Below are 25,155 nucleotides of genomic sequence, written 5' to 3' on the forward strand. Positions count from 1 at the left end.
GATAAAACCTCTGATTAAGGTTCAGGCGTCTGACTCTGCGTTGGCGTTGGCGTCGGCGTCGGCGTTGGCGTCGGCGTCGGCGTTGGCGTCGGCGTCGGCGTTGGCGTTGGCGTTGGCGTTGGCGTCGGCGTCGGTGTCGGCGTTGGCGTCGGCGTCGGCGTTGGCGTCGGCGTTGGCGTTGGCGTTGGTGTCGGCGTTGGCGGTGTCGGAGGCGCTGGCGGCGGCGGAATCGGCAACGGCGGTAGAGGTATAGGTAATCCTGGTCCACCGGCAATAACTGCCAGCGATATTAATCCCCCCAAACCGGCAAGGCTTGCCAGCCCTCCCAGGCCAATACCGCCACCGCCACCACCGCCGCCACATTCATCGTCATCTCCGGGATTAATGTGGACTTCTCCTCCCTGAATGATGACTTTATCCTTACCAATAATCTTGACGACCTTACCCGACAGAATCAGCTCGCCACCGGCACCAACGGCGACCTTACCACCACCAAATACCGTCGCGGCACCTCCTGCTGTCGCCTGCCAGGCACCTCCAACACTGGTTGCATAATACCCTCCGACGTTGGTGAGATGCGCGCCACCAACATTTGTTAAATAAGCTCCGCCAACGTTATTTGCGACCACACCACCAACATTAAGTGCATGGGCACCAGCTACCGTTATGTCGTAAGCCCCGCCAACTTGTAACGTGGAGCAAGCCCCCACTAGCGTGCTGCACAGGCCAGAAATCGTTGAGTTGAAATTCATCCCAACAACCATGCCATAACAACCACCAATGCTATAATTTGTGTTCAGGCCTACGACATATGAAGAGCATTCCGCCACGTTTTCAGACAAATTGCCGCCGATGACCACATCACGATGGCAACCAACCTGCATAGATGAGTTAATACCGATCGTCTGGCATTCATTATTTTTAGTCAGGCGGATCATGTCGCGTTCAGCTTGTTCCCAATAGGTTTCCAGCCCGGGTTTATCTTCAAATCGCACGCCGTTGTAGTTCATAAAACCACCGCCAATGGTACGACTGATCATGCCACTTTGCGTTGCGTTGCCCGGCAGAGCCCAAGGAGGCTGGGTTACATTGTTATATAAACTCCCCATAATAATTGGGCGGTCGGGATCACCATTAATAAATTCAACAATGACTTCCTGCCCGACGCGGGGAATGTAAATACCACCAAAGCCATTACCTGCCCATGCCTGACTAACGCGCACCCAGCAGGAATCATTCTCACGATTCTCTCCATAGCGATCCCAAACAAAACGAATCTTCACCCGGCCGTAGGTGTCGGTCCAGACTTCTTCGCCTGGCGGTCCTACCACGATAGCACTTTGCGGTCCATGCGTTCTTGGTCGAGGAATAACCTGAGGGTGGCGGTATATTTTGCTGGTTGGCTGAACGGTGAATGAACAGTTGATACTAAATTGATCGTCACGGGCACCCTGGTCAATCTCCTGCGCCAGAAGATGGCTGGAAATTACCATATATTCACGATTGACTTTACTAACCGGATAACCTTTTAACTCAAAATTAGTCCCGCAAACAATACCACGGACCTCTCCACAACCCACAGCGCGCGACCCTATTGCGCCGAGTTCCTCCATTCTAATACGTGCCAGTTGCTCACCAATATTGGGTTGGTCATAGTCGCCAGGCCAGCTAAAAATCTCCATATTATTAAAGCTGGTTTGTCGCGGCTTCATATCTAACGCAATAATATCAGCTCGTGACTTAGTAAAATCATAATCATTGGTTACCCAACGACCTGTGGTAATTGACTCTTTATGATGAAACTGGCTGATATACTCCTCACCAGCTTTAGGTGATTCCGGCATATACTCGATGACGCGATATGCCTCACTGAAATAGGATTTATGTGCTCCGACATGATCAACCAAAATCAATTTATGTTTTTGATCCTGATGTTCGAAAAACCAATAAATCCCCCACTCCTCCATTAATCTCTCAATGAAGGCAAAGTCGCTTTCACCATATTGCACTTGAAAATCCAGCGCAGGATAAACCGCCGAGAAACGTTTTTCGTAAGGAAAATTATATTCGAGGAGTACCTCATCAATAATATCTACGACCGTTTTATTCTGAAATATTTTAAAGTCTTTGGTTAGCGTGGCGAGGTACAGCCAGGGACGAATAACAATCTCAAACATCGCTTGGTTAGCATCACGGCCGACATAACTTGCTTTTTCAACTATTCCAGAAATTTCACGCTGACCTTTACCGATACCACGAATAAAGTCCAGTCCGCTACCATCAAGCTCCATAACGACAGTCATCTCTTTACCGACCAGAGCCTTCAGGTCAATATTAGATGCTGCCTGCCAGGGGATTTGCGGATTATCGGGCGTTTTTATCGTTAACGTGTAACTATACAATGTTGAAAAGGCTTCTTCGCCATCTAACCTGAATAATACTAAAGCAGGCTCTCCCAATAAGAAGGGCATTGCTGCACTGGTAAGTGTAATTGTACGGGACATAATCATACCTGATAGATGAGTGATTCCTTAACTATGAACAATATCCTTCGAAGACTGATTCATAATCAACCTGTCTAACTTTTGCGATTCAAGTATTTTTCCATTTCTGCTTTGTCTCCATAGCCATATTTCATTGCTACTCAGGGTGCAGTTCGGCCAATCTATCCATGGCATCACATCCACCCCATCTTCATCCTTGTACCGAAAATCAAAACCACAGTGCTGCACCCGAAGACTATCTATTTTCCATCTTGCACCATTCGCATACATAAATTGCCGTGAGCATCGTATTGCAGGCAGCATGCACTGTAATCGTTGAAGCCAGCGGTACAACTCTTTCTTATATTTCTCTTGTTCTCCCCTCTCCGCTAATAATGCTAAAATTCGCATCATAAAAAACGGTAGCGTTTCATTTTGAATATGCTGGAGAAGGCGAATGGTGCTCTCTTTCTTAATCAGTACATATAATGCAGCTGGCTGGCTTTCCGTTGTCTGCCACGCAGGCAGAAAAGCACCAACCATAAAGTGTCGCTGACTGATAGCATATGCAGGAGAAACAAAGCACCAGGGATAGCTATCCGAGAAAGGTACTAACGATGGCTGCATATGACGAGATACATACTGCAACCAGCTGCAAAATTGTTGGTTAACAGAACGATAAAAAGCCAGCCGGGGAGTAATCTCCATCTTTGCTGGTATAAAAGTTCTTATATGTGGGATAGTAAAATTAAACATAATATTTATCCCTCTGACTAACTGCCAGGGCAGTGGAAGCTACGCAATAGCTCGCCTGGCAATTGAGCTGATTCATTCAGTCCATCAATCTGAATATCGACGCGACCTGGACCAATCTTCCAGCTTAAAAGCAGGCTGCCATCGTCCTGTTGATTAACGCTTTCTGCTGCCTCCAGCCAGCGCAGTAATGCCCATGGTCCCCGATAAATTAGATTACCAGACACAGCTGAACCACGCGCTGAATCATTAGCGCGTTCCTGCTGGCTCTTATCACCAAGCCAGCGTAATGCATCCCAACGATCTTTTGATTTCCTGCTTGTAACCGGTACTGAATCGGCATGCTGACTTTGAGCAACCATAGTAATGATGGTGCCCTTTTTATTTCCCGGCCAGGTGAAATAATGTGTTGTCAGCGGGCCATGCGCATAATTGAAATTTTCACCATCCATATTCATATTGAACTGCGTGATGGAAGGGGATATATAGCGAATTGAGGCAGAAAAATTGAGCGCTAATCTTTTTCCTTCATTGCCTGTAAGGAATGTACTGCGAATGCTGTCAACTTTTTCAAAAAAAGCAAGTCCCTTACTGTCCGTCGTTCCTTTAAAACGCCAGGGATAACTAGAAGTATCCACTTTGCCTGCCAGATGGTCTCTGAACCACGAATCAACAACACCACCGGACGAGAAAAATCGTTCGAAATCGGCCAGGCGAACATTACGTTTACTATTCGCAAAAGGATAGCGCCCCTCCAGAAGGTCACGACATACGGCTCCCGGCCCTTTATCGATTGATGCAACGCTCAGCTGAATAGCGCTACTTTTAATTTTGGCATTGGAGCGGGTAAGTAACGGAGAAACAATATTTCTTATCGGATCTGGCCAGGTTCTTGACTCCGCAATCAGCTGGCTACTTGCTTCGCTCGTCGGCGGTATATCACCATTTTTCAATTCATCGTTATAAATAACAAGACGGGTATACTGTTCGTTTAACATGCTCATTAGTCGGGTAAGGGCCGTCCCGGATGAGGATTGAGCGGCATCGCCTCTTCCGCCAGCTTGTCCCGGACCTTTAACAAAGAAACGAAGCGCACTAAACTTAGCATCAACGTTCTCCCTGATCAGTAGCTGCTCTTTTTCACTTATTTTTTTGCTAATCTTTTTGGCCTGATCCACTATCCGCCCATGGTTCATCTTTAAATTTATATTTTCGGAAATTTCATTTTCATCCGGCGCCAAAGTGGTTTCATATACGACATTATTTAGCAAGGCCACCAGAGGAGAATGGCCGGTAGACAGAGTGCGAAGTAAGGCTATGTTTAATGGCATGTCAGGAGCATTATTAGTTACATAGCTAAAAGTGCTCAACCGAATACTTGCCAGAAAAGACTGCCAGTAATTTGTGTATTCTTGTAAATACAGTTTCATAATTTCTGCTCGTTGAGCGAAAGGATTATGCATTTTAGCTTGCCGACCGCTTATCCAGTCATCTTCACGATGCAGCGTTACCAAATCGGTTAAGAATTTTTTTTTAACCAGATGATTCCAGGCTGAGCGCGTGTAAATACCCGGAATGCCCTGTTGCTGCATTGGGCTGCCTGCCAACGTAAAAATCTGTTGGCTATCCTCACCGGTCACCCTGGCGATAGTGATATTTTCAGGTAACTCAGCCATCATTTCACGCTTTAGCTGTTGCCATATACGCATCGTTGACGACGTTTGATTTAATAATGAGCGAGCCAATTTTATCAGCTCAGCATCTGGTTTTTTTGCATAACGCTTCCATTGTGCATTGCTGAAAAGATCATTCAAATGTGATAAAAACTGCTCACGGTTCTTATAAGACTGAATTAAACCGCTCTCATCCCACTGCTCAGCAATCGCCTTTATCATCCAGGCGGTATTTTCCCGTCCCTGCGCTGTAAGCATCAAATAAAGCTTTAAACTTTCCCATGTCTTATTTTCATCACCATTTTGTATTGCATCGCTCAATGCTTTCTCACTTTCGGCTTCAATTTGAGCCAGCAGATAGTGCTGCAAAAAGTAATGATATAACTTATCAGCGCCAAAAAATATTTGGCTTCCGGTATAAAGACCATAGCGCCAGCTAAATTCAGGATTATTAATATCAAGATGTTCATATGATGACAGCAACTGAGTTTTATCCAGTAAACCTGCCAACAACTTCTCACCTGGATGCTTAATGTAATAAGTAACCTGTCCATCAAGGCTGTCGACTCTATCCCCTATCGTATTAATATAACCCCGATTAAGTTGATAGCTCGTAGCAAGACCGGACAATAAATATAAGATACCGCCCCAGATAAAAATATGCCCCATGATATTTTTAAGCATAAACTTAGACTGCAAAGGCACACTGTATCCGGCTAACCCCTGGTCTTTAACGACAACATCCCTAAACAAACTATTTAAAAAATAACTTTTCCCCCAAAAAGAATGGCTTAGCAGTCCTTCTTCATCTTTTTTATCAGACAGCGATGAGGGTGTTGCCGGTGTATCGTTCTCAATCAGGTTATTCCATTTTCTTAATAAGGTACTATTATTAAGCAGCCTGACAAAACCTGCCTGACAACTACTGACAAAGTAGACACCTCTGAGAGTGGAATTAAACTGAGTATCATCATAGCGAGACGCGATAAAAATATTCTTCACCACTTCAATAACCCTCTGCGCCAGCAGATGGAAATCCTGAGGAAAGGCATACATATTTTTTCGATCGTTTACGTCATATTCCTCCTGCTGACGCAGGTACATCACCCTGCTGAGTCGCTCCGCTAATAAGGAGAACTCATGGCCAAGCCTATCTTTCAATTCATCAGTCGTTATGATCTTCCCTTGTTGCCAGGGCAGCGTCACTCCCCATATCTGCTCACGCTCGGCGGCTGTCAGGTTACGAAAATACTCTTCAAATCCGGTTAATAGATCTAACTTAGTAATCGTCAGGTAAACAGGAAAGTGCTCACCCGTTTGCTGACGCAACTCGTAAAGTCTGGCGCGCAAAGTTGCCGCTACGGACAGCAATTCTGACGTAGTTCTGTGTAAAATATCGGTTGCAGAAAGAGCCAATAACACACCGCTTACATTGCATTCTAACTGATTTTTCTTGAGCGCCTGCACCAGATAATCCCATTCTTGCTGGGAACCCCCCTCATCACTGGTATATCTGCCAGCGGTATCAAGGAAAATAGCGTCATTGGTGAACAAACATTCACAGCTTTCAGTTGGCGGATTTTCTTTATCTTTGCGATTCAATTGTTCTGGTAAAGGAAGCTCCTGCCCGGAAGAGAACAACATGGTTGTTTTTCCGGCACCCGCTGTCCCCATGACCAGAAACCAGGGCAATCTCTGACGCGTATTAATAAACAAAAAACGCTGCCATAAGGGCGTAGTTCGATGGATACGCTGCATATAGCGAATCCCCTGTTTGATAATGTTACCAATCACTTTCTGTTCATTAACAGATTGCTTTTCCTGCGGCTTGCTTTTTATAAACCTGTCAAGCAGTGCAGGGTTTATTGTCATTGCCCGTAAAAGACACCATAGCGAATATAATAATGTCAGCGTCAGAATAGCGATCAGGATAGCCAGACGAACGCCTACATCCTTCAATGGATAACTACTTCCGGTTACCAGATAAGGTCCAATAATCCAAACAGAGACACTGATAAGCAGAGCAATAGAAATAAATAATGGCAGATGGAACCAGCAGAAAAGGAATAACAAGAAAAGCGAAAATAAAAGTATAATCCGGCTATCCACCGGCTCTAGCGGACGCACATCACCAACGCCCAACAACGGGCCTAAAAACCAGATAGCTGCGCCAAGCAAGCAAAAAAAAGCGATTAATAAAAACTGCTTTAGTCCCTGCCCGCTGAATAACCTATTAAATACTGACATGACTAATCCATTAGTAATTAACAAATATTTCCACACGTCGGTTTTGTGCCCGACCTTCAACCGTTTTATTGCTGGCTAACGGGTCACGTTCTCCATGCCCTTCGAACCGTATATTGCTGGCCGGTATTCCTGACTGTTTCAGAAAAAGAGCAATATTGGCCGCACGTTTTTCCGATAGCACCTGATTATCAGGAAAGCCCGGCTTATTTATCGGCATTGAATCTGTATATCCCACAACCAACGCTTTCCCTTTAACACGTCGTATTTCATCGGCCACGCGCTGCAAGACAGGGCGCATGCGAGGTAAAACCGAGTCACCACCGACAGCAAACATTGTGTCTCCCTGAAACGTCACCGTGCTCTGTTTATCCGTTTCCACGACCTTCACGAGTTTCCGGGCGATCTCATTTCTTAGCAAAACAGCAAGGCGTAATCGCACCGGTGGCGCAACCTGAGCGACCGGAAGCCTTTTCAGGCTCTGCATATGGTGTTGTAAACGTAATTCCGGTTGCATGAGAAAATACTTGAGAGCAATGAAGCTCCCGGCAAGTAGTATGCCGGCGAATAACCATGACACGCGCAGAGGAACATAAAAACGCCGGCGCTGTTTCCCGGTTCTTAGCGGCAACCCGTGGGAAGACAGCTGATCCGGTACACTGTCTCTCATACTTTGTAGCAGCGTTAACAACCGCTGCCGAATACGGGTCAGCTGCCGTTCACCGTTTTCAATGATGCTATAGCGGCCTTCAAAACCCAGTCCCAGAATCCGCAGTAATATTTCCAGAACATCACCGTATTCCCGTGGATTCATTGACAGCCGGCCTACGAGCAAAAAGAATTTATTGCCGCCGTCGTTATCGCCCTCAAAATGATTAAGAAGATTACTTTGCGACCAACCTGATTCAACGCCCCAGGGCCGACCGTGGGCGGCCTCATCTAACGAAGTACACAGGCAATAGCGGACGATGGCCATTTTTTTCCACGAAATATCCGCTTCATCACAGACAACGCTAAACAGCGAAACCTCATTCTTCAACGCTTGCTTTAGCAGCCATACCTGCTCTTTACTTTTGATGACTTCAGGCATTTCGCTCAGGGCGCGTAGCAGCGGTTGCGCCGCTTCCAGTAACGGCGTCGCAGATGCGGTCACCATTGCGACCCGTTGCTGTACGCTGGCAGTGCGCAATTGGCTGACATCGTACAGTGAAGATAGCTGCGCCCGATCGGCCTCGCTGCCCCTTCTGCTATTACCTGGTTCAGCAAAATTAAAAGGATCGCCATGGTCGAGTAAAAAGTCTCCCTGCGATTGCGAACCGGCTTCACTCAGGGTGCCAGACGAAAAAGCAGCTAACTCATCGACCAGATTAGGTTCATTACTCACGGCCATTAATCCCTGATTCCCCAGAGTTCCATTTTCAATCCGGGAAAATCACCGGCGACATGTATCGCAATTGCACCTGTACTGGAAACTTTATCCCAGAAAGGCCCGGCTTTATTGAGTTCAAAATAGACATAACCCGAACTGTAGGGGATCTGTCGAGGGGGAACCGGCAACATACTGATCTCAAGGCCTGGTAAATGCGAGCGCACCAACTCACGCAGCTGTTGCGGCGCGCTGATTTTCGCCTGAGCTGCATATTGATGCTGTAATACATCCATTGGTATTTGCGCAGAAACCGCCAGAACCAGATTAGAAAAACCGCGTAATTCTGCCGGGAGTAAGGTTGCTGACCATACGCCATTGCCACGGGATTCAAGCGTAATTAACTGACCCGCTCGCACTAAAATCTGATTTAACAGCTCATGCACCTCGTCAACCAGCGGGCGGATTGATGCGTACAAATGGGCGTGTTCATAACCAGGCGCTTGTCGGGGGCGACGGGTTTTCACTTTTATAAACGTTGATAGCTCACCGGCAAATTTGGCCAGTTCCTGATAAAACGCGATCGGGGGAAGTTCGGGGATATGGCGGAAGTGATCAAATATCGGCTCGTACTTGTTAAAGATCTGCAACAGTAAGTAATCGACTATCTCCGCACTGGCACTGGCTTTTCCATCGCTGTTCGATAGCCGCTGGGCCAGCATATCGGCACGCATTTTAACCAGGCCATTCAGATGAATAAGCCATTCGCTTAACAGACCGTTTGCAGCATAACCAGTGATTGGCGGAATATAATCATCGGTATGTAGTAATACGCTACCATCAGGTTGGATCGCACGAACCCGGGTTAATGGCAACCCAATCCAGGATTCGGTCATTTCCCCCTCAGAAACCAGCCGTAAACGCAGCTGTGCCAGCTGTACCGGTTTGGGCCCCTGTCTGATAGCATTCGTATCGTTTAATTCTTCTTCTTCAGCGCTGAAACGGGCCAGCGAACCTATATCGTTCTCGTCGAAAATGGTTTCGTCACTGTTATCCAGGCGTAGCGGAACCGCCAGATAAATGAGTTTGCCTAAATGCTCAGGCAGAATAGTTAGCGGGTCCGGTAAAGCGGCGTGTCCGGGAATATCAAACGGAGTACCATCAGGTAAGACCCCGGATCCGGAGCGTAAAACCAGCTTACCGTATGCCAGCGCTTCACGATCGACCTCATACTGTGAGAACCCCCAAAAAAAAGGCGTGATGGTCGCCGCTCGCTTATGGGCAAAATATTCATGGTAGCGTTCTTGTTGCTGAAAAAGTTGTGGACGCAGAAACAGTCCTTCACTCCAGACGACCTTATTAGTTCTCATAGTCAAGTCACTTTTTTATCGAAGTTGTCAAATATTCCAGATGAACGGTGACCTCCGGCTGCCAATTTTCCCCGGCAGGCCAAAATACCTGGTACCAGGGTTCTTTTGGCTTTCCGGGTATTGGATAAACCACCCTCCACACAGAATGTGTGATATCGCGATACTCCGTTATTATTCCCAAATTTTTATTTTCTTTGTTAAAAGGCAGCTTAATTCTCATCTCTTCAGCGGGAGATATGATAAAGCTACCCATTTTCTCTACTCGGGAGATACGGTCCTTATCACTACGATCTTCAAGGTTGTAAATATCGCTGGCAAAAAAATAATCATTTTCTGTCAACTGATAAAATACCACTCTGACAGGACTGGCGTTACCATATTTATCTGGGTTTATGTTACTGGCAGCCTGTAATGTTATTATTATTTCTTTAATTTCATTTTCTTTTTCAGATTCAGTGCTCGCAGAAGAGCAGGAAAGAAGCATAAGACAAAATAAAATTGTCAGTACTTTCCTCCAATCACCATGGTTAAATACATTAACTATATGATTTTTTCTTGCACTCATTTAGCTTACCGTTCTTCACCGCTATAAGCATAAACCCTGCGGCTAAAGCCGCAGGGATAAACCACAAAATTAGGAGTTCAGGTTCGCCTTAACATCATAGCTGGCGGAAATAGTGCCAGACTTATGGCCCTCGGCATTTTGCATAACGTAATCCTGCGTCATCTTCGTAAATGAGAAGCGCACGTTTTCACGCGGACGGGTCTCATCTTCAATAGAACCAAGCATTTCAACATGCGTGATAATGACGTCAGTAAATTTAATGCTCAGGTATTCCAGTGGATTACCACCGGCCTTACGAATGACGAACTTAATATTCTTAATATGTTTACCGGACAAACAGTAGTTCAGAAGATTAGGGCTGGCCTTATCGGTATAATGTTCAAAGCAGAAATCAGAAACTGATGCTTTACCAGACCCGCCGCCAGAACCACTATGCATATTAGAATGCTGTGAAACATCCCATTTCCAGGCAAGAACCTGAATCTCATCTTTATGTGTGGAATCTAACGACTCGCCGTCAATCCCATCAATTTTAATAAACATATCTTGAGCCATAATATCCTCTTCTATGACGTTGATTAATATTCCCTAACACGACGTTTTGGGTGATATAAGTTCTTATCCTTATAAAAATAAGAACTTTATTTTTCCTTTCAGAAAAATTTTTTATATAAAATCAGTATGTTAAATATATAAAATCATGCCACATCTTTAAGAGACGGGAGTTTTGCTACCATACGCAATGAAACGGTTAAACCCTCCAGCTGAAAATGCGGACGCAGGAAAAATTTTGCCTGATAATATCCAGGATTACCCTCCACATCCTCCACAATAACCTCTGCTGCGGCCAAAGGTCGGCGGGCCTTATTCTCCATTGTCGAGTTAGCTGGATCGCCATCAACATAGTTCATAATCCAGTCGTTCAGCCAACGCTGCATTTCATCACGCTCTTTAAAGGAACCAATTTTATCGCGCACAATACATTTCAGATAATGAGCAAAACGCGAGCAGGCAAAAAGATAGGGTAGCCGCGTAGACAGATTAGCGTTCGCTGTCGCATCGGGGTCGTAATATTCTGCTGGTTTTTGCAGAGACTGGGCGCCAATAAACGCGGCATAATCGGTATTTTTTCTATGAACTAATGGAATAAATCCATTTTTGGCTAATTCCGCCTCACGACGATCTGAAATAGCAATTTCAGTGGGACATTTCATATCCACGCCGCCATCATCAGTGGGGAAGGTATGGCAGGGAAGTCCCTCAACAACACCGCCACTTTCAACACCGCGAATCAGGGTACACCAGCCATGCTCTTTAAAAGAACGATTGATGTTTACAGCCATCGCATAGGCGGCATTCGCCCAGACATATTTACTATGATCGGCACCATCGGTAGTTTCTTCAAAATGAAAAGCATCAACCGGGTTAGTACGAATACCGTAAGGCACACGTGCCAGGAAACGTGGCATGGCCAGGCCGATGTAGCGTGAGTCTTCTGACTGACGCAGTGAGCTCCAGGCGGCGTACTCGAGATTTTGCGTGAAAATTTTCGTTAAATCGCGCGGGTTTGACAGTTCCTGCCATGAATCCATCTGTAACACTGTTGGTGACGCACCAGCAATAAAAGGGACATGAGCCGAAGCTGCTACTTTCGCCACCGATGTCAGCAGATCGACGTCCGGGGCTGAATGGTCAAAGAAATAGTCCGCAACAAGGCAGCCATAGGGTTCGCCACCGAGCTGACCGTACTCTTCTTCATAAATCTTTTTAAAGAGAGGACTTTGATCCCAGGCCACCCCTTTATAGCGCTTCATGCTACGACGCAGATCATCCTTTGAAATATCCATAAAACGCAGCTTGAGCTTTTCATCGGTTTCAGTATTAAAGACCAGATGATGCAAACCACGCCATGCACTCTCCAGTGACTGGAATTCCTTGTGATGGAGTATCAGGTTAATCTGCTCAGAAAGTTTACGATCTATCTCTTCAATAATTGAGGCAATACTTTTATATGCGTCATCGGAAATGGTTACACTATTAACCAGGGCTTGTTCCGCTAACGTTTTAACGGCACCTTCGACGGCTGCTTTAGTTTGCTCTGACTTTGCTTTGAACTCCTTACTAAGTAATGAGTTAAATGCGTCGAAATTTGATGCTGATTTTTCCATTACTGGAGCATTCTGCACTGCTGAATTTTTTGATGATGACATAATTCCCTCTACTCTTATTTTTCCTGAGATTCACCAACCTGATTTCTATCTTTTTTTGGTGCAGCAGCCAGCGCTTTTAATAAAGCCTTATCCTGAAGCATGGTCATAACCAAATCTTCTGCACCAGATTTGCCATCCATATATGTTTGCAAGTTCGCTAACTGCGTTCTTGCATCTAACAATTGTGATAATGAATCAACTTTTTTGGCAATCGCATCCGGAGAAAAATCTTGCATAGATTCGAAAGTCATATCCACCATCAACTGCCCTTCACCGGTTAATGTATTAGGTACGGCAAAAGCAACCCGAGGGCGCATTGCTTTCATACGCTCATCAAAATTATCAATATCAATATCCAGGAAATGCCTGTCCACAACCGAAGGCAGAGGCTCCAGTGGCTTACCTGATAAATCAGCAAGAACCCCCATCACAAAGGGTAATTCTACCTTTTTTTCTGAACCGTATATCTCTACATCATATTCAATTTGTACACGAGGAGCACGGTTTCTTGCAATAAATTTTTGAGAGCTATTTTTACTACTCATAATATAATTTCACCATGTTATCTTTCTCAGAAATAAAAATTATCTCTTAAGTAACTTAATAAGAAATTAAGAGGACAAAAACACCAACTCCACTATTAGTTATAGATCAGTTCAATACCTGATAATGCACGGACCCCGCCAGACGTTACTACTCCTGAACCTTTCGCATAATAGCTGGCGCTATAATAATGTGTCACATCATTACCTCCTGAAGGAATAACATATGATTGAAAGCTACTGTGGTCATCAATAAACATCTGCCTGGCGGACTCATCACGAATACGTATCTGCACTCCCCGACTCATTCCACTTTCCGAACTATTTACTAAATTCCCCGTACTGCTATCTATCGCACTGCCAGCTGAGACAAAGTGCAAATCAATTCTTTGACTCGCCGGGCATGATTTCAGCGTAATATTAAATTGCTGACTGCCAGCCTCATCACCATTGGACTGTAAGTTCGAGGTTGAAAGGGTGGGAAGAGTGACCGTTTCATCAGAGCCTCCGTTATTAATGCTTATCCGACAGGTGTCATCCCGATAGATACCGGTGAAGGAGACCGGTATGCGACAAGCTGATGTTGATAAGCATTTTTCTGCCAGCGCTGACGTACTGGTTGACATACCAACTCCCAGTAAAATCCAGCCAACAGTCTTACCTATCCTTTCCTTTCCTGTCAGTTGCGCAAACATATAACCTCCAGCTGTAATATCTGCGTTTGTCGGGTCGCCGATGCGCGTCGTTTGTCAGGTGATGTCCGTGCCCGGCACTGCATTTTTTGCCCGTTTACCACCGCAAACAGGGATTGGGTCTCTGGTTGCCACCCCCGGATAAACGCCTGACCACCCTGACCAATGATTCCCTGACTTATACCTTTAGCATTCTGCAAATCGGTGCCGATCGGCAGAAGCTGCCCCTTCTCATCGCGCAAGGTTAATATCATGGGATTACCGCTAATGGTCTGCACTTCAACGGGAATGACAGCACCCGCTCTTGGTACCACTACTTTTTCGTTCTCCATTAAGTCGACATTTAAAGGCAACCCTTTAGCGCTGACGGAGATAGTATTTTCCCGGTAGGGCGTCAGTGACGGCATAATGGCGTAACCGTTGCGGTCAATCCGACTTCCGTAGCCATTTAACAGCTTCGCGCCATTAGCCTCCCGAGCATCGACGATGGCAAATGGTGCATCCCCCACTGCAGGGCCAAGCGTAATACCCCCTTTATGAGCGACCAGGCTACCGTCTGCTGAAAACGAGAGCTGACGCGTACTATGGTTATCTGCCGATGCCGTCGCAGCCAGACGACCAAAGCCAGCCTGGTAGCTTAGATTGCCGGTGACCGAGTTATTTGCCCTGCTTTCAGGGTAATGGTTCAGCGTCCCACCAAGTCCATAGTTCCATTCATTTTGTTCACCCTGACTGCCATTAACCAACGTCTGAAGCTGAGTATTGCCCCCACTATCATGATTCAAACTGGTATATAAGGAATTGAATACTGGCTTCCTGTTGATGACGCCATTACCAATAGGAATATTAACGAACAGCAATACGCTTTTTTCACTTTTATATTGATCATTAAGCGTACGGCTTGCAGTCACCCCATAACTGAAGTGACGTAGACGTTGATTAAAGGTCACTGAATATTGCCTTGATGAACTGCGATTTCCCCAGTAATTATATTGATTACCAGTAAGATAAAGCGACATATTATCCGATAACTGCTGAGATAAAGTGACCGATAGCCGGTCGCGCTGCCTGAAATCAATAATATACTGACCATCAGTCGATCTATTATTTCGCGCTATGCTGGCATCACGGAAAGAGTAATAACCACTGGAAGAATAACGATATGCACCTAACAGTAAATTTGTATCTGTACTTCCAAGATATTTAGTAAAGTTGAGCTGATAACTATTGCCGGTGTAAAGCTGATCATCATTCAGCGTTGATCTTGCATGGCTGATGCCAAATGACACTCCACCTAATGGGGTATTTAATGCGCTCCCGGCGGCAATTGACTGATACTTCTCGCCTATCTGCATACCACCAAACAACGTCAGGCGGTCAGACAAGCCATAACGGTAGCTGCCTTGCACAACCGCAGGATGATTTCTTACCAGCTCCTCTTTAAGCTGACCGGCGGAGAAAGCAAAATATGACACGCCTTCATGTAACAATAGCGGTGGCGCCGAGTAGGGAATATTTGTTCTCCTTACCCGTCCATCAGATTCAGTCACGACCATCTCAAGGTCGCCGCCATAACCCATCGTACCAATGTTACTTAACTCAAAAGGACCGGGCGGAACGACGGTTTCATATATAGTCATTCCTCTTTGCCTGACGGTAACTCTGGCATTTGTTTCCGCAACACCACGCAATACCGGCGAATAGCTGCGCAAAGAATCAGGCAACATACGATCATCAGACTGGAGAAAAACGCCCCGCAGCCCATAGCTATCAAATATGTCTCCGGAGGTATTATTCTCCCCCAAGATCAGCTCACTTTTTAATGCCGTAATATCGTGTGCGGCATAACCATTAAGATTTTGAGTGGACGAAGAACCGCGACTATTCCAACTGGCGTTTATACGCTTTCTTAGTCGCCATTGATTAATATTTATACCGGCCATCATACCCAGGTTGCCAGTATAGGTATTCCCCCGCATCGCGCTATTCCCACCATTGTAGATAGAGAAAACGTTGCCGCTGTAATCCAGGAAACCCACTGTTTCACCTGCATCCCATAAGCCGGGGTCAACGTAACCGCGTGGCATTTTCTTAACATACAGTTGAGGAACCTGAAGATTTAGCTCAAATTCTCCTGAGTCATATCTACTTTTTCCCCATGAAACCCATTCAGATATAACCCGGCATGAATCAGTTTTTTCTGCCGGCTTATCAGCAATGCGAATCCCAATCTGCCTCAACTGCCTGAGGCTGAAGCAGGCTTCAGCACTCTTTTTACCCGGCCGAAGAGAAAATAATACCGTCATTTTCCCACGTCTTTCACCATTCACCAGAACCGTGACTTTCTGTTTTCCCGGTAATATTGGGTTACCTTCACTAAAACGTGAAACGTCTATTCCTCTACCGTGAAGAAATCTGGGATTAAAGTTTACTATGGTTTCGTTTTCATTTTCGCTTAACAAAGACGGCGGTTCAGTAGCAGCCCAGCCCGAACGATAAAATAATAAACCGCCTATCAGGGTAAAAGTGAACGGCAGAACATTAGCACGACGTTTTGCATCGTTGCTCATGTCCCCTACATCAGGAAAATTCACGGTAAAACTCCCTTTATTTACGAATTTTTAATTCTAATTATTTAAAATCAAAATTCCTCAGAACTTCTTATCCTTGACTGAAGTGAATTATTTACCTGCTAAATCAGAAAAAAAACCATTTCCTTGTGGAGAAAGCTTTATTTTTATTACAGCACCATAGTCATTAATTAAACCATAATTGATGCTGGTAATTTTCTCTCCTTTATTTATTTTTCTTTCCGGGTAAAAGACGATAGATGAAAATGGATCCGCCATCTCAACATTCAAATTTATTTTTTTACCATGAGTCTCTACACTGGACTCATCAAAGGAAAAATAGTATGGCGTGGGGTTAGTTAATTTTATACCAACCCCTTTTATAGCATCGGTCACTGTCTCCCATTTTAGTTTATTTCTTTCGTTGGCTGAATTACTTTCAGAGAGAGAATCAGGGCGATAAAATATTTTAATTCTGGTACGGAAGGCTAGCTCCAGCCGTTGCCTGTTTGGTGACAAAGTCGATTGCGGTGGAATTTCTAACATGTTGAACCAAAAAACAGACTCCTTGTTTTGTGGTAGGATCATGCCGTTATAAATTAACCGGACACTCTGTCCTTTACCCGACTCTACGCGATAAATCGGAGGCGTAACGATAAAAGGAACTTTAACTTCATTCAGATTTGCCGTTCCTTTATTATCATCGATCCAAACCTGAACTAAAGCAGGCTTGGTTCCTTTATTATTAGTCCGAACATTAACTTCTTTTTCGGCCGCCGGAAAAATGATACGAGTTCCGCTGATAGTCATAGACGCAATAGCAGAAAAACTGCCTGCCAGCATAGCGAAGGCTAGCAAAATTGCTCTTTTTTTCATTAGATTTCCTTATTCTACGCCGCCAACTAAAATAGCTACCAGCTTGTCCTTTTTAAACATATGAATATATATTTAATTAAATATTGTGACTCGCCGGACGACGAGTCACAGCATTAAAATTAATGCTTATTAACTAACTAATGATTATGGATAAGCTAGCACATATTGTACATTAGCTGTAACGGCTCCAGGTGTAGTTTGACCGGTAGCATAATAGCCACCAGCAAAGTACATCGTTGCCTGTTTTGAATCAGCATTAACCGGATATGAATGACCAGTTCCGCCAATTGTAACCTGACTATTGTCGTCCAGGTTATAAAGCCTTACCTGAACATTGGTAGCAGATCCAGTTGCGGTTGAGTCATTTCTCAAATTACCCGTTGAAGGGTCATAACCACTGTTTTTAACCGCCTCAAAATGAGCGGTTACTTTTTTAACAGAAACAGGACATTTTTCAACTTCAATTTTGAAAGCGGTCGTTCCTGCCTCATCTCCGGTCGTAGCCAGTGTCGCAGTAGAGATTTTTGGTAAGTTAACCACAATATCTTTACTGTTATCTTTTACCTGGCAGGTTTCATCAGTAAGCTCACCATTGAATGAAACCTTTCCATCGGTCGCTGCATTTGCACCAAAACAGGAAGCAATTCCTATCGCACATAATGCATATTTAAATTTATGCATATCAACCTCCATTTATATTTCGCAATCATAATTAAATAATGTTAATTCACAAGTGATTAAAAATGATTTTATCTTTCCTCCACTATAGTTACATTAACTTCACTATTATCAGCATCAACCTCAAGGTTAACGCTGCCATTTTTTACGTCCCTGTGACAAACCAGTATCTCCCGCCCAATCATTGGCAATATATTTTTCTCAATGTAACTAATCAGTAGCCTTGCTCCTGTTTCGGCAACCCGACATTGTGAAACAATATATTCAACAACTGACTCGCTATATGAGAGAGAAAGTTGATGCTGCTGATACAAGCGTTTGCTTATTCTTTCAAGATGTAACTTAACAATATTATTCAGTGTTCCTGCTTGTAATGGCAAATAAGGAATCACAGTGACCCGGCCCAAAAATGCAGCAGGAAAAGTTTTTAATAATATCGGCTGAAGTACTGATAACAAGGCTGCTGGTGTCGGAGCGGTATCAGGATCAGAGTACAATTGCTCAATGAGGTCACTACCTGTATTGCTTGTTAATAATAAAACACTATTTTTGAAGTCGATTAACCGACCCTCACCATCTTCCATCTGACCTTTGTCAAATACCTGATAAAAAAGCTCATGCACATCCGGATGGGCCTTTTCTATTTCATCCAATAGCACCACGCTATAGGGACGACGACGCACTGCTTCAGTCAGTACGCCACCCTCACCGTAACCAACGTATCCCGGCGGCGATCCCTTTAATGTAGAAATGGTATGAGATTCCTGGTACTCACTCATATTTATCGTGATCAGGTTTTGCTCACCACCATACATATTTTCAGCAATGGCTAATGCCGTTTCCGTTTTCCCAACGCCAGACGGCCCTACCAGCATAAATACACCGAGTGGTTTACGCGGGTCAGCCAAACCTGCCCGGGCTGTCATAATGCTTTCGCACAATTGTTCCAGCGCATATTGCTGACCAAAGACATGGTTATTCAGACGCTGGGGAAGCTCCATTACGGCCCGCATCTCATCTTTCATCATCTGGCCAACCGGTATGCCGGTCCAGTCCCCAACGATGCGGGCAACTGTTTCAGCACTCACCTCCGCCTGGACCAGTGATTGCTCCTGTCGGAGCGAAGTAAGTACCTCCTCCTGTTCGGCCAGTATCTGGCGTAATGCCGGCAGTACTTCATCTTCGCTTTCTATTGCAGCAAGGATCTGTTGGCGCTGTGCCACAATTCCTTCAACGCATTCACGCTCCGCTTGCCAGCGCTGCGCTAAAGCTGCTTGTGATTCGCGTGTCTGCGCAATCGATATCTGTAGCTGCTCAATTCTCTGACCTTGCTCTTTGCCTAAGCTGCGCGCTTTCTCCAGCGACATCAGCTCTTTTTCAGCTATTTCACACTGCCAGTTAAGATGCTGTAATTCTGATGGCGGTGTAAATTGCGCCATTGCGACACGCGCGCACGCGGTATCCAGTAAGCTGATCGCTTTATCAGGCAGTTGCCTTGCCGGAATATAACGATGTGAGAGGCGCACTGCGGCTAACACCGCTTCATCCATGATCCAGACATTATGGTGTTTTTCCAGCGAAGGGATCAGACCACGTAGCATAGCCGTGGCGTTTTCCTCACCGGGTTCCTCAACCTGTAAAACCTGAAAACGGCGCGTTAACGCTGGGTCCTTTTCAATGTGGCGTTTGAACTCACCCCAGGTTGTGGCACCAATCATGCGAATTTGGCCGCGAGCCAGCGCTGGCTTAAGTAAATTAGCGGCATCCCCTGTTCCGGCATTACCGCCAGCGCCAACCAGTGTATGTACTTCATCAATAAATAAAATAATCGGATCGACTGAAGCGATGGCTTCATCCAGCACAGACTTGAGACGGGCCTCAAATTCACCTTTCATACTGGCACCCGCAGAAAGAGCGACAATATCCAGCGATAGTAAACGTACATTACGTAGTGCGGGAGGAACCTCTCCGGCCACGATGGCCTGAGCAAACCCTTCAACAACGGCGGTTTTACCTACCCCGGCCTCGCCAGTTAACAGTGGATTATTTTGTCTGCGACGCAAAAGAATATCGGTCATCGTCGATATTTCGTGACTGCGCCCCAGTACCGGATCGATCTTACTTTCTTTCGCCAGGGCGGTAAGGTCAGTGGTAAATTGCGCAAGCCGGGCATCAGGCTTTTCAGCCATAGCGCTGCTGGCCTCTCCTGGTAACGATCCATCATAAAACGCACTGCCGTCTCTCGCCGTCTCGTCATTCTCTGGCGATTCACGGGTAATGTAGTTCAGTTCGCTACTCAGTACGTCGAGTGCAATATTATCAAGACTTGGTAATATCGACAGTAATGCCCGACGCAGCTCCATATTGGTCAGCAAGGCCAGTAACAAATGCCCGCTGCGGATACGATTATCAAAATATTCGAGACTGGCACACACCCAGGCGCGCTCAATAGCCAGTTCTATATGGTAAGAAAAATCAGAGACTGCCGTTGCCCCTCCGGGCAATCCGGCTAATACTTGAGCAAGCCCGCGCTCCAGCTCCTCAATATTAATATTGAAGTAGCGGACGATGCATTTAATATCATTATTTTCATGGTTCCATATCTGATTAATCCAGTGAACAAGTTCAACATAAGGGTTGCCTCGTAACTTGCACAATGATGTAGCGCTTTCAATGGTATTGAATAACGTATAATCCAGCTTACCAAATAGATTCTTTCTTAAAACAGCCACAATAGTCCCTTACATAATGAGCGTAAAAGCAATAGTCACTAAGAACAGTAATATTAAGGACTATACTACGTATTTATCGTTATTTTAACTTGGCGTTGTAATTTTCAGAATTAAAGAAAATAAGGAAAATAATTAAGATTAAAAAAGAAAAAAATCGCTAAATAAACCAAATACACTATATACCAAGAAAATGAACTCCATTAACATTCTTGTTTGATTAAACGTATTTGCTCCAGTCATAAAAAATTAGAAAAGCAGGGGCACATTGTTTCACTCAACAGCTGCAGAAAGGTAAGAGAATGGTCACGCCATCAAAGGCAGCCATTCGCTAGAGGAACCTAATTTCATTATCGGTTGAAAAATGAATAATATTTTTCTGGATTATTATAATAAGGAACTCACGTTTATGCGCGAAATGGCGCGTGAGTTCGCTGAAAAACACCCAAAAATAGCCGGGCGTCTTGGCATGCGAGGACTTGAAACCGCAGATCCTTTTGTCGAGCGCCTCATTGAGTCATTTTGTTTCCTGTCGGCCAGAACGCAAATTAAACTGGATGCAGAATTCCCTCTTTTCACTCAACGGCTATTAGATATAGTCTATCCAAACTATACTGCACCAACGCCGTCAATGGGGGTTGTTCAGCTAAAACCCAATCTTAAAGAGGGTGACCTGACACAAGGCTATCGTGTACCACGTAACAGCGCCTTATTTATGCCGATAATAAAGGATGAGGTAACACGCTGCGAATTTCGCAGTGGACAGGATGTGCAGTTGTGGCCGATGGAAATAGTTGAGGCACGTCTTAGCTCGTTACCGCCAGACATGCCTAAGATGGAAAAATATAATATCCCACCGCATAAGTTGAAAGGCGCACTTCGTATTAAATTAAGATTAAATGGAGATATGAAGTTCTCTCAACTTGAGGGTCTGAACAGATTACCAATTTACATCAATGGTGATGAGAGGATAGTTTCACATATTTTTGAACTTATTCATGCCGGGCACATTGCAACAATTATAAGAACCGGGCAAGGTGACCAGGTAAAAGATAATATTATTAGTAAAGATGCACTATCGTTCGAAGGTCTGGCGCCAGATCAGGGATTGCTACCAGTTGCATGGAATATTTTTCATGGGCATAACCTGATACAAGAGTATTTTGCCTGCCGACAGCAGTTCTATTTTTTCACAATCACACAGCTTGCAAGTAGCCTTAAGCAGAATGACTCTTCAGAAATGGAGGTTATCATCCTGCTTGACAGGCTGGCGCAGAATCTTATTGGTCATATTTCGGCCTCACACTTCTTACTTTACTGTACGCCGGTCATTAACCTTTTTTCACGGCAGCTGGATAAGCTGGAAATCAACCGGGCGTTAAATGAGTTCCACGTCGTGCCGGACCATAGTCGCCCTCTTGATTTTGAAATCTTCTCCGTTGATAGAGTGTTTGGTCAGCAAGCGGAAACCAGCAATCAAGTGGTCTTTAACCCTTTGTATCAAACACGTCATTGTGATAACGGCAACTTCGGCCGTTATTTTTCCATTACCCGTAAAGATCGGCGTAGCAACAATGACACCAGAAAATATGACACCCGCGCCTCTTATGCAGGCACAGAAGTGTTTATTTCGTTAGTTGATCAACAAGAAGCACCTTACAGCGGTGATATCCGCTATTTATCAATTAACGCACAGGTCACTAACCGTGATCTACCAATGTTAGTTGCAGCCAGCGGTAAACTTTCACTCACCTTGCTGGATTCCGCGCCGGTTGAAAGCGCCCGGTTTGTATTTCAACCCAGTACGCCACGGCCACCCTTTGCTGCCGGTGAATCGGCATGGCGGCTCATAAGGCAACTGAGTTTCAATTATCTTCCGTTGTCAGACATGACGCACAGTCAGGGGGGGGAATCATTACGGAACATGCTGAGATTGTTCATCAGCAAAGTTGATTACGAATCTGATGCCCAAATTAACGCACTCGTCGGCTGCCATAGCGAGCCGGTAATCAGACGTCTACCCGGCAACGGTTTACTCATCTACGGAAGAGGTATTCGTTGCACGTTGACGGTGGATGAAGAAGGCTTTTCCGGCGTCAGTCCCTATCTGTTTGGCATGATTATGGAGAACTATATCGCCCGTCATGCCGCTATTAATGTCTTCACTGAGACAGAACTCATTTCAATGCAACGGGGCAAAATTGCCCACTGGCCAGCACGCCCTGGTCGACGAGGTGTATTGTAAAATGGCCGACATTGAGCAGGACATGGCTTCACTCCCGATGGGGCTTAGCAGTTGGTATCAGCAGGATTCGCCGTGGGATAGCGGCTTTATCAGTATTATGCGCGCCATTGCTGCCCGCACGCCTGAATTACCTGCGCCGGGCATTGCCGCGTTGCCATCGCAGGAGCGTTTTCGACTGGGACAGACAGCCCATATGGTGTTTGCTCCACGTGAAATTGCGCATATTGAGCTGCAACATGACAAACTTGATTTACAACTATTCGGTTTGGGCGTCTGGGGCCCTCAGGGGGCAATGCCATTACATATTTCTGAACTGGCCTACACGCGCAGCGAAAACCATGACAATACGCTAAATGAGTTTGTCGATATTTTCCATCATCGCGCTTTGTCACAATTTTATCGTGCCTGGTCTCTCTCTCAGGACACCGCATCGCTGGACCGACAGGCCGAAGACAAATTTTCGTTTTATGTAGGCAGCCTTGTCGGTCTGGAATCCCGGGAATTACCAGCCAGTGAGCTACCGCTGCATCCGAGGCTTGCGTCTGCTGCGCATCTGATACGTGAAGCCCGCAACCCCGAAGGGCTGGTTGGTGCGCTTCATTATTATTTTGAAGTGCCGGTGCAAATCAGTGAGTTCGCCGTCCAGTGGGTTTTTCTGCAACCAAATGACCAAAGCCAACTCGGCAATAGCGACGCCTGCCTGATGTTGGGCAATGGCGCCATTCTTGGCGATACGGTTCAGGATCGTCAGCATAAATTTCAGCTTATCTTTGGGCCACTCAGTCTGGAGCAATATCTGCGCTTCAGCCCCTGGGGCCAGGATTTACCTGTGCTACGTGAATGGGTGCGCAACTTCGTGGGGTTTGAATATGCCTGGGAGGTCATTTTGTTGCTGGAAGCAAATGAAGTCCCCTGCGCCACTTTAGGGGAAATACACCAGCTGGGATATACCAGCTGGCTTGAACGCTATGACCACGCTACGCCGCTGGCAGGCATGAGTTTCGATCCGGAAATGTATTGCCTGTCATCACCATAAAACTAAACGAACCTTAGTTACATCAAGCAGGAAAAATAAGGAAATAACAGATGCCAGCGCTGAATATAACCGAATGCCCGGAATGGTATCGCTCAGTTACAGACACCGTACCGGATACACCGCCTTGTGGTGAAAGCCTGGAGTATGACCCTGACTTCATTATGCTGCAAAGAGAGATCCAACCGCGACTGGGCGCCGAATATGGCGATTTTGTAGAGGCGGTTGAACCAATTAATTGGGCGGATACAGAACGTAATACCCTCAAGCTGTTGCAACGTTCTAAAGATGTTCGGTTAGTGATTATTTTGATGCGCTGTCGCTTACGTCAGATCGGGCTTCCCGCTCTGCCCGAAGGCCTTAAGACCTTACTATGGATGCTAAAAAGCTGGCCGGACCATCTTCATCCCCAACTACTGGATGAAGGCGAATTTACACCAATAATGCGCGCTAACGCTTTTGCCGAACTGGAGTCAAATGAAGGTTTTCTGGCCGATATTCGACAACAAACGCTACCGGCAGTTTCCGGATTACATATCACCATCCGTGATATCGAACGAGCCAGCAGCTCACCACGCGAAGAAGACGCGCTAACCGAAGAAGCACGCCAGCAGATTTTACAAGCGTGGCAGAACCAGCATCAGCCGCTCATCCAGCTGTTTAAGCAGGCATTTGAGCTAACGACCTTGCTTAAAGAAACCTTGCAACAGCAGATGCCTGGGGAAGATGCACCCGACCTCACTCGCCTGCTCACCCTGTTTGGATACTTTTTTTCGTCCTCCAGCATAGCGTCAACTCCACCGCCAGCGGAGGAGACGGACGAACCCGCACCGCGAACATTAGCCGAAGACAGCGATTCGGAAATCCCCAACGCAGTTCAGACAAATACTGAAGCTGCACTGCCAGGCGAAACCGGGCGGGTTAGAGAAAAAATGGCAAGTCGCGCTGAGGCACTACAGTGTTTGCGCGAAGTTCGTGCCTGGTTTACGCAGACAGAACCCAGCAGCCCGGTAATTACTTTACTGGCGTTCACAGAACAAACCATCGGGAAAAGCTTTACTGAACTACTTCAGCTATTACCGGCTGAGGTCATTGCCAAAATTGCCACATCACAGGAGTGATTAAC

17 protein-coding genes are annotated in these 25,155 nt (G+C 45.7%); 3 read left to right on the forward strand and 14 right to left on the reverse strand.

What is annotated here, in order from left to right; all coding sequences use genetic code 11:
• Nucleotides 1-14: 14 nt before the first annotated feature.
• The 14 genes from BTJ39_RS09805 to tssH form a co-directional block, all read right to left on the reverse strand.
• Nucleotides 15-2,471, reverse strand: coding sequence for a type VI secretion system Vgr family protein (locus BTJ39_RS09805; protein WP_078002628.1), 2,457 nt, complete (start codon nt 2,469-2,471; stop codon nt 15-17).
• Nucleotides 2,472-2,531: 60 nt separating this feature from the next.
• Nucleotides 2,532-3,239, reverse strand: a complete 708-nt coding sequence (locus tag BTJ39_RS09810; protein WP_139356336.1) for a hypothetical protein — start codon at nt 3,237-3,239, stop codon at nt 2,532-2,534.
• A 17-nt stretch (nt 3,240-3,256) separates the two neighbouring features.
• The gene (gene tssM / locus BTJ39_RS09815) at nt 3,257-7,156 is read right to left on the reverse strand and encodes a type VI secretion system membrane subunit TssM (RefSeq protein WP_078002510.1); all 3,900 of its coding nucleotides are present in this window, start codon (nt 7,154-7,156) and stop codon (nt 3,257-3,259) included.
• Nucleotides 7,157-7,166: 10 nt separating this feature from the next.
• On the reverse strand, nt 7,167-8,543 hold the full coding sequence (gene tssL, locus BTJ39_RS09820) for a type VI secretion system protein TssL, long form (RefSeq protein ID WP_078002511.1): 1,377 nt from the start codon (nt 8,541-8,543) through the stop codon (nt 7,167-7,169).
• A complete protein-coding gene (gene tssK / locus BTJ39_RS09825) occupies nt 8,543-9,889 on the reverse strand; it encodes a type VI secretion system baseplate subunit TssK (protein ID WP_078002512.1) in 1,347 nt (448 codons plus the stop codon). Before tssK ends, tssL begins: the two co-directional genes overlap by 1 nt.
• Before the next feature lie 7 nt (nt 9,890-9,896).
• Entirely contained in the window at nt 9,897-10,454 is a 558-nt protein-coding gene (tssJ, locus tag BTJ39_RS09830; RefSeq protein ID WP_078002513.1) for a type VI secretion system lipoprotein TssJ, read from the reverse strand.
• Between the two features lie 69 nt (nt 10,455-10,523).
• The gene (locus tag BTJ39_RS09835; RefSeq protein ID WP_078002514.1) at nt 10,524-11,009 is read right to left on the reverse strand and encodes an Hcp family type VI secretion system effector; all 486 of its coding nucleotides are present in this window, start codon (nt 11,007-11,009) and stop codon (nt 10,524-10,526) included.
• Between the two features lie 143 nt (nt 11,010-11,152).
• Nucleotides 11,153-12,622: a type VI secretion system contractile sheath large subunit gene (gene tssC / locus BTJ39_RS09840; RefSeq protein WP_096777715.1), complete on the reverse strand. Its 1,470-nt coding sequence runs from the start codon at nt 12,620-12,622 to the stop codon at nt 11,153-11,155.
• Nucleotides 12,623-12,678: 56 nt separating this feature from the next.
• Complete coding sequence (gene tssB / locus BTJ39_RS09845) at nt 12,679-13,209, reverse strand: type VI secretion system contractile sheath small subunit (RefSeq protein ID WP_078002516.1); 531 nt, start codon at nt 13,207-13,209, stop codon at nt 12,679-12,681.
• 95 nt (nt 13,210-13,304) lie between these two features.
• Nucleotides 13,305-13,901: a fimbrial protein gene (locus BTJ39_RS09850; protein WP_078002517.1), complete on the reverse strand. Its 597-nt coding sequence runs from the start codon at nt 13,899-13,901 to the stop codon at nt 13,305-13,307.
• Nucleotides 13,886-16,492 (reverse strand): fimbria/pilus outer membrane usher protein, encoded by a 2,607-nt coding sequence (locus tag BTJ39_RS09855; RefSeq protein WP_241825895.1) that lies wholly within the window; start codon nt 16,490-16,492, stop codon nt 13,886-13,888. Before BTJ39_RS09855 ends, BTJ39_RS09850 begins: the two co-directional genes overlap by 16 nt.
• Before the next feature lie 87 nt (nt 16,493-16,579).
• The gene (locus tag BTJ39_RS09860; RefSeq protein WP_078002519.1) at nt 16,580-17,344 is read right to left on the reverse strand and encodes a fimbria/pilus periplasmic chaperone; all 765 of its coding nucleotides are present in this window, start codon (nt 17,342-17,344) and stop codon (nt 16,580-16,582) included.
• 144 nt (nt 17,345-17,488) lie between these two features.
• Nucleotides 17,489-18,025 carry a fimbrial protein gene (locus BTJ39_RS09865; protein WP_078002520.1) on the reverse strand — a complete coding sequence of 179 codons (537 nt, stop codon included), beginning with the start codon at nt 18,023-18,025 and terminating at the stop codon, nt 17,489-17,491.
• A gap of 68 nt (nt 18,026-18,093) precedes the next feature.
• Complete coding sequence (tssH, locus tag BTJ39_RS09870) at nt 18,094-20,754, reverse strand: type VI secretion system ATPase TssH (protein WP_078002521.1); 2,661 nt, start codon at nt 20,752-20,754, stop codon at nt 18,094-18,096.
• Nucleotides 20,755-21,115: 361 nt separating this feature from the next.
• Between tssH and tssF the strand changes: the two genes are divergently transcribed.
• Genes tssF through BTJ39_RS09885 form a run of 3 tightly spaced genes read left to right on the forward strand, consistent with a single transcriptional unit; the run spans nt 21,116 to nt 25,150 of the window.
• Entirely contained in the window at nt 21,116-22,996 is a 1,881-nt protein-coding gene (gene tssF / locus BTJ39_RS09875; protein ID WP_078002522.1) for a type VI secretion system baseplate subunit TssF, read from the forward strand.
• Nucleotide 22,997: 1 nt separating this feature from the next.
• The gene (gene tssG, locus BTJ39_RS09880; RefSeq protein WP_078002523.1) at nt 22,998-24,032 is read left to right on the forward strand and encodes a type VI secretion system baseplate subunit TssG; all 1,035 of its coding nucleotides are present in this window, start codon (nt 22,998-23,000) and stop codon (nt 24,030-24,032) included.
• 50 nt (nt 24,033-24,082) lie between these two features.
• Nucleotides 24,083-25,150 (forward strand): type VI secretion system protein TssA, encoded by a 1,068-nt coding sequence (locus tag BTJ39_RS09885; protein ID WP_078002524.1) that lies wholly within the window; start codon nt 24,083-24,085, stop codon nt 25,148-25,150.
• Nucleotides 25,151-25,155: the final 5 nt, after the last annotated feature.

It is taken from the genome of Izhakiella australiensis (assembly GCF_002006995.1).
In the GTDB taxonomy this organism is placed as follows: domain Bacteria; phylum Pseudomonadota; class Gammaproteobacteria; order Enterobacterales; family Enterobacteriaceae; genus Izhakiella; species Izhakiella australiensis.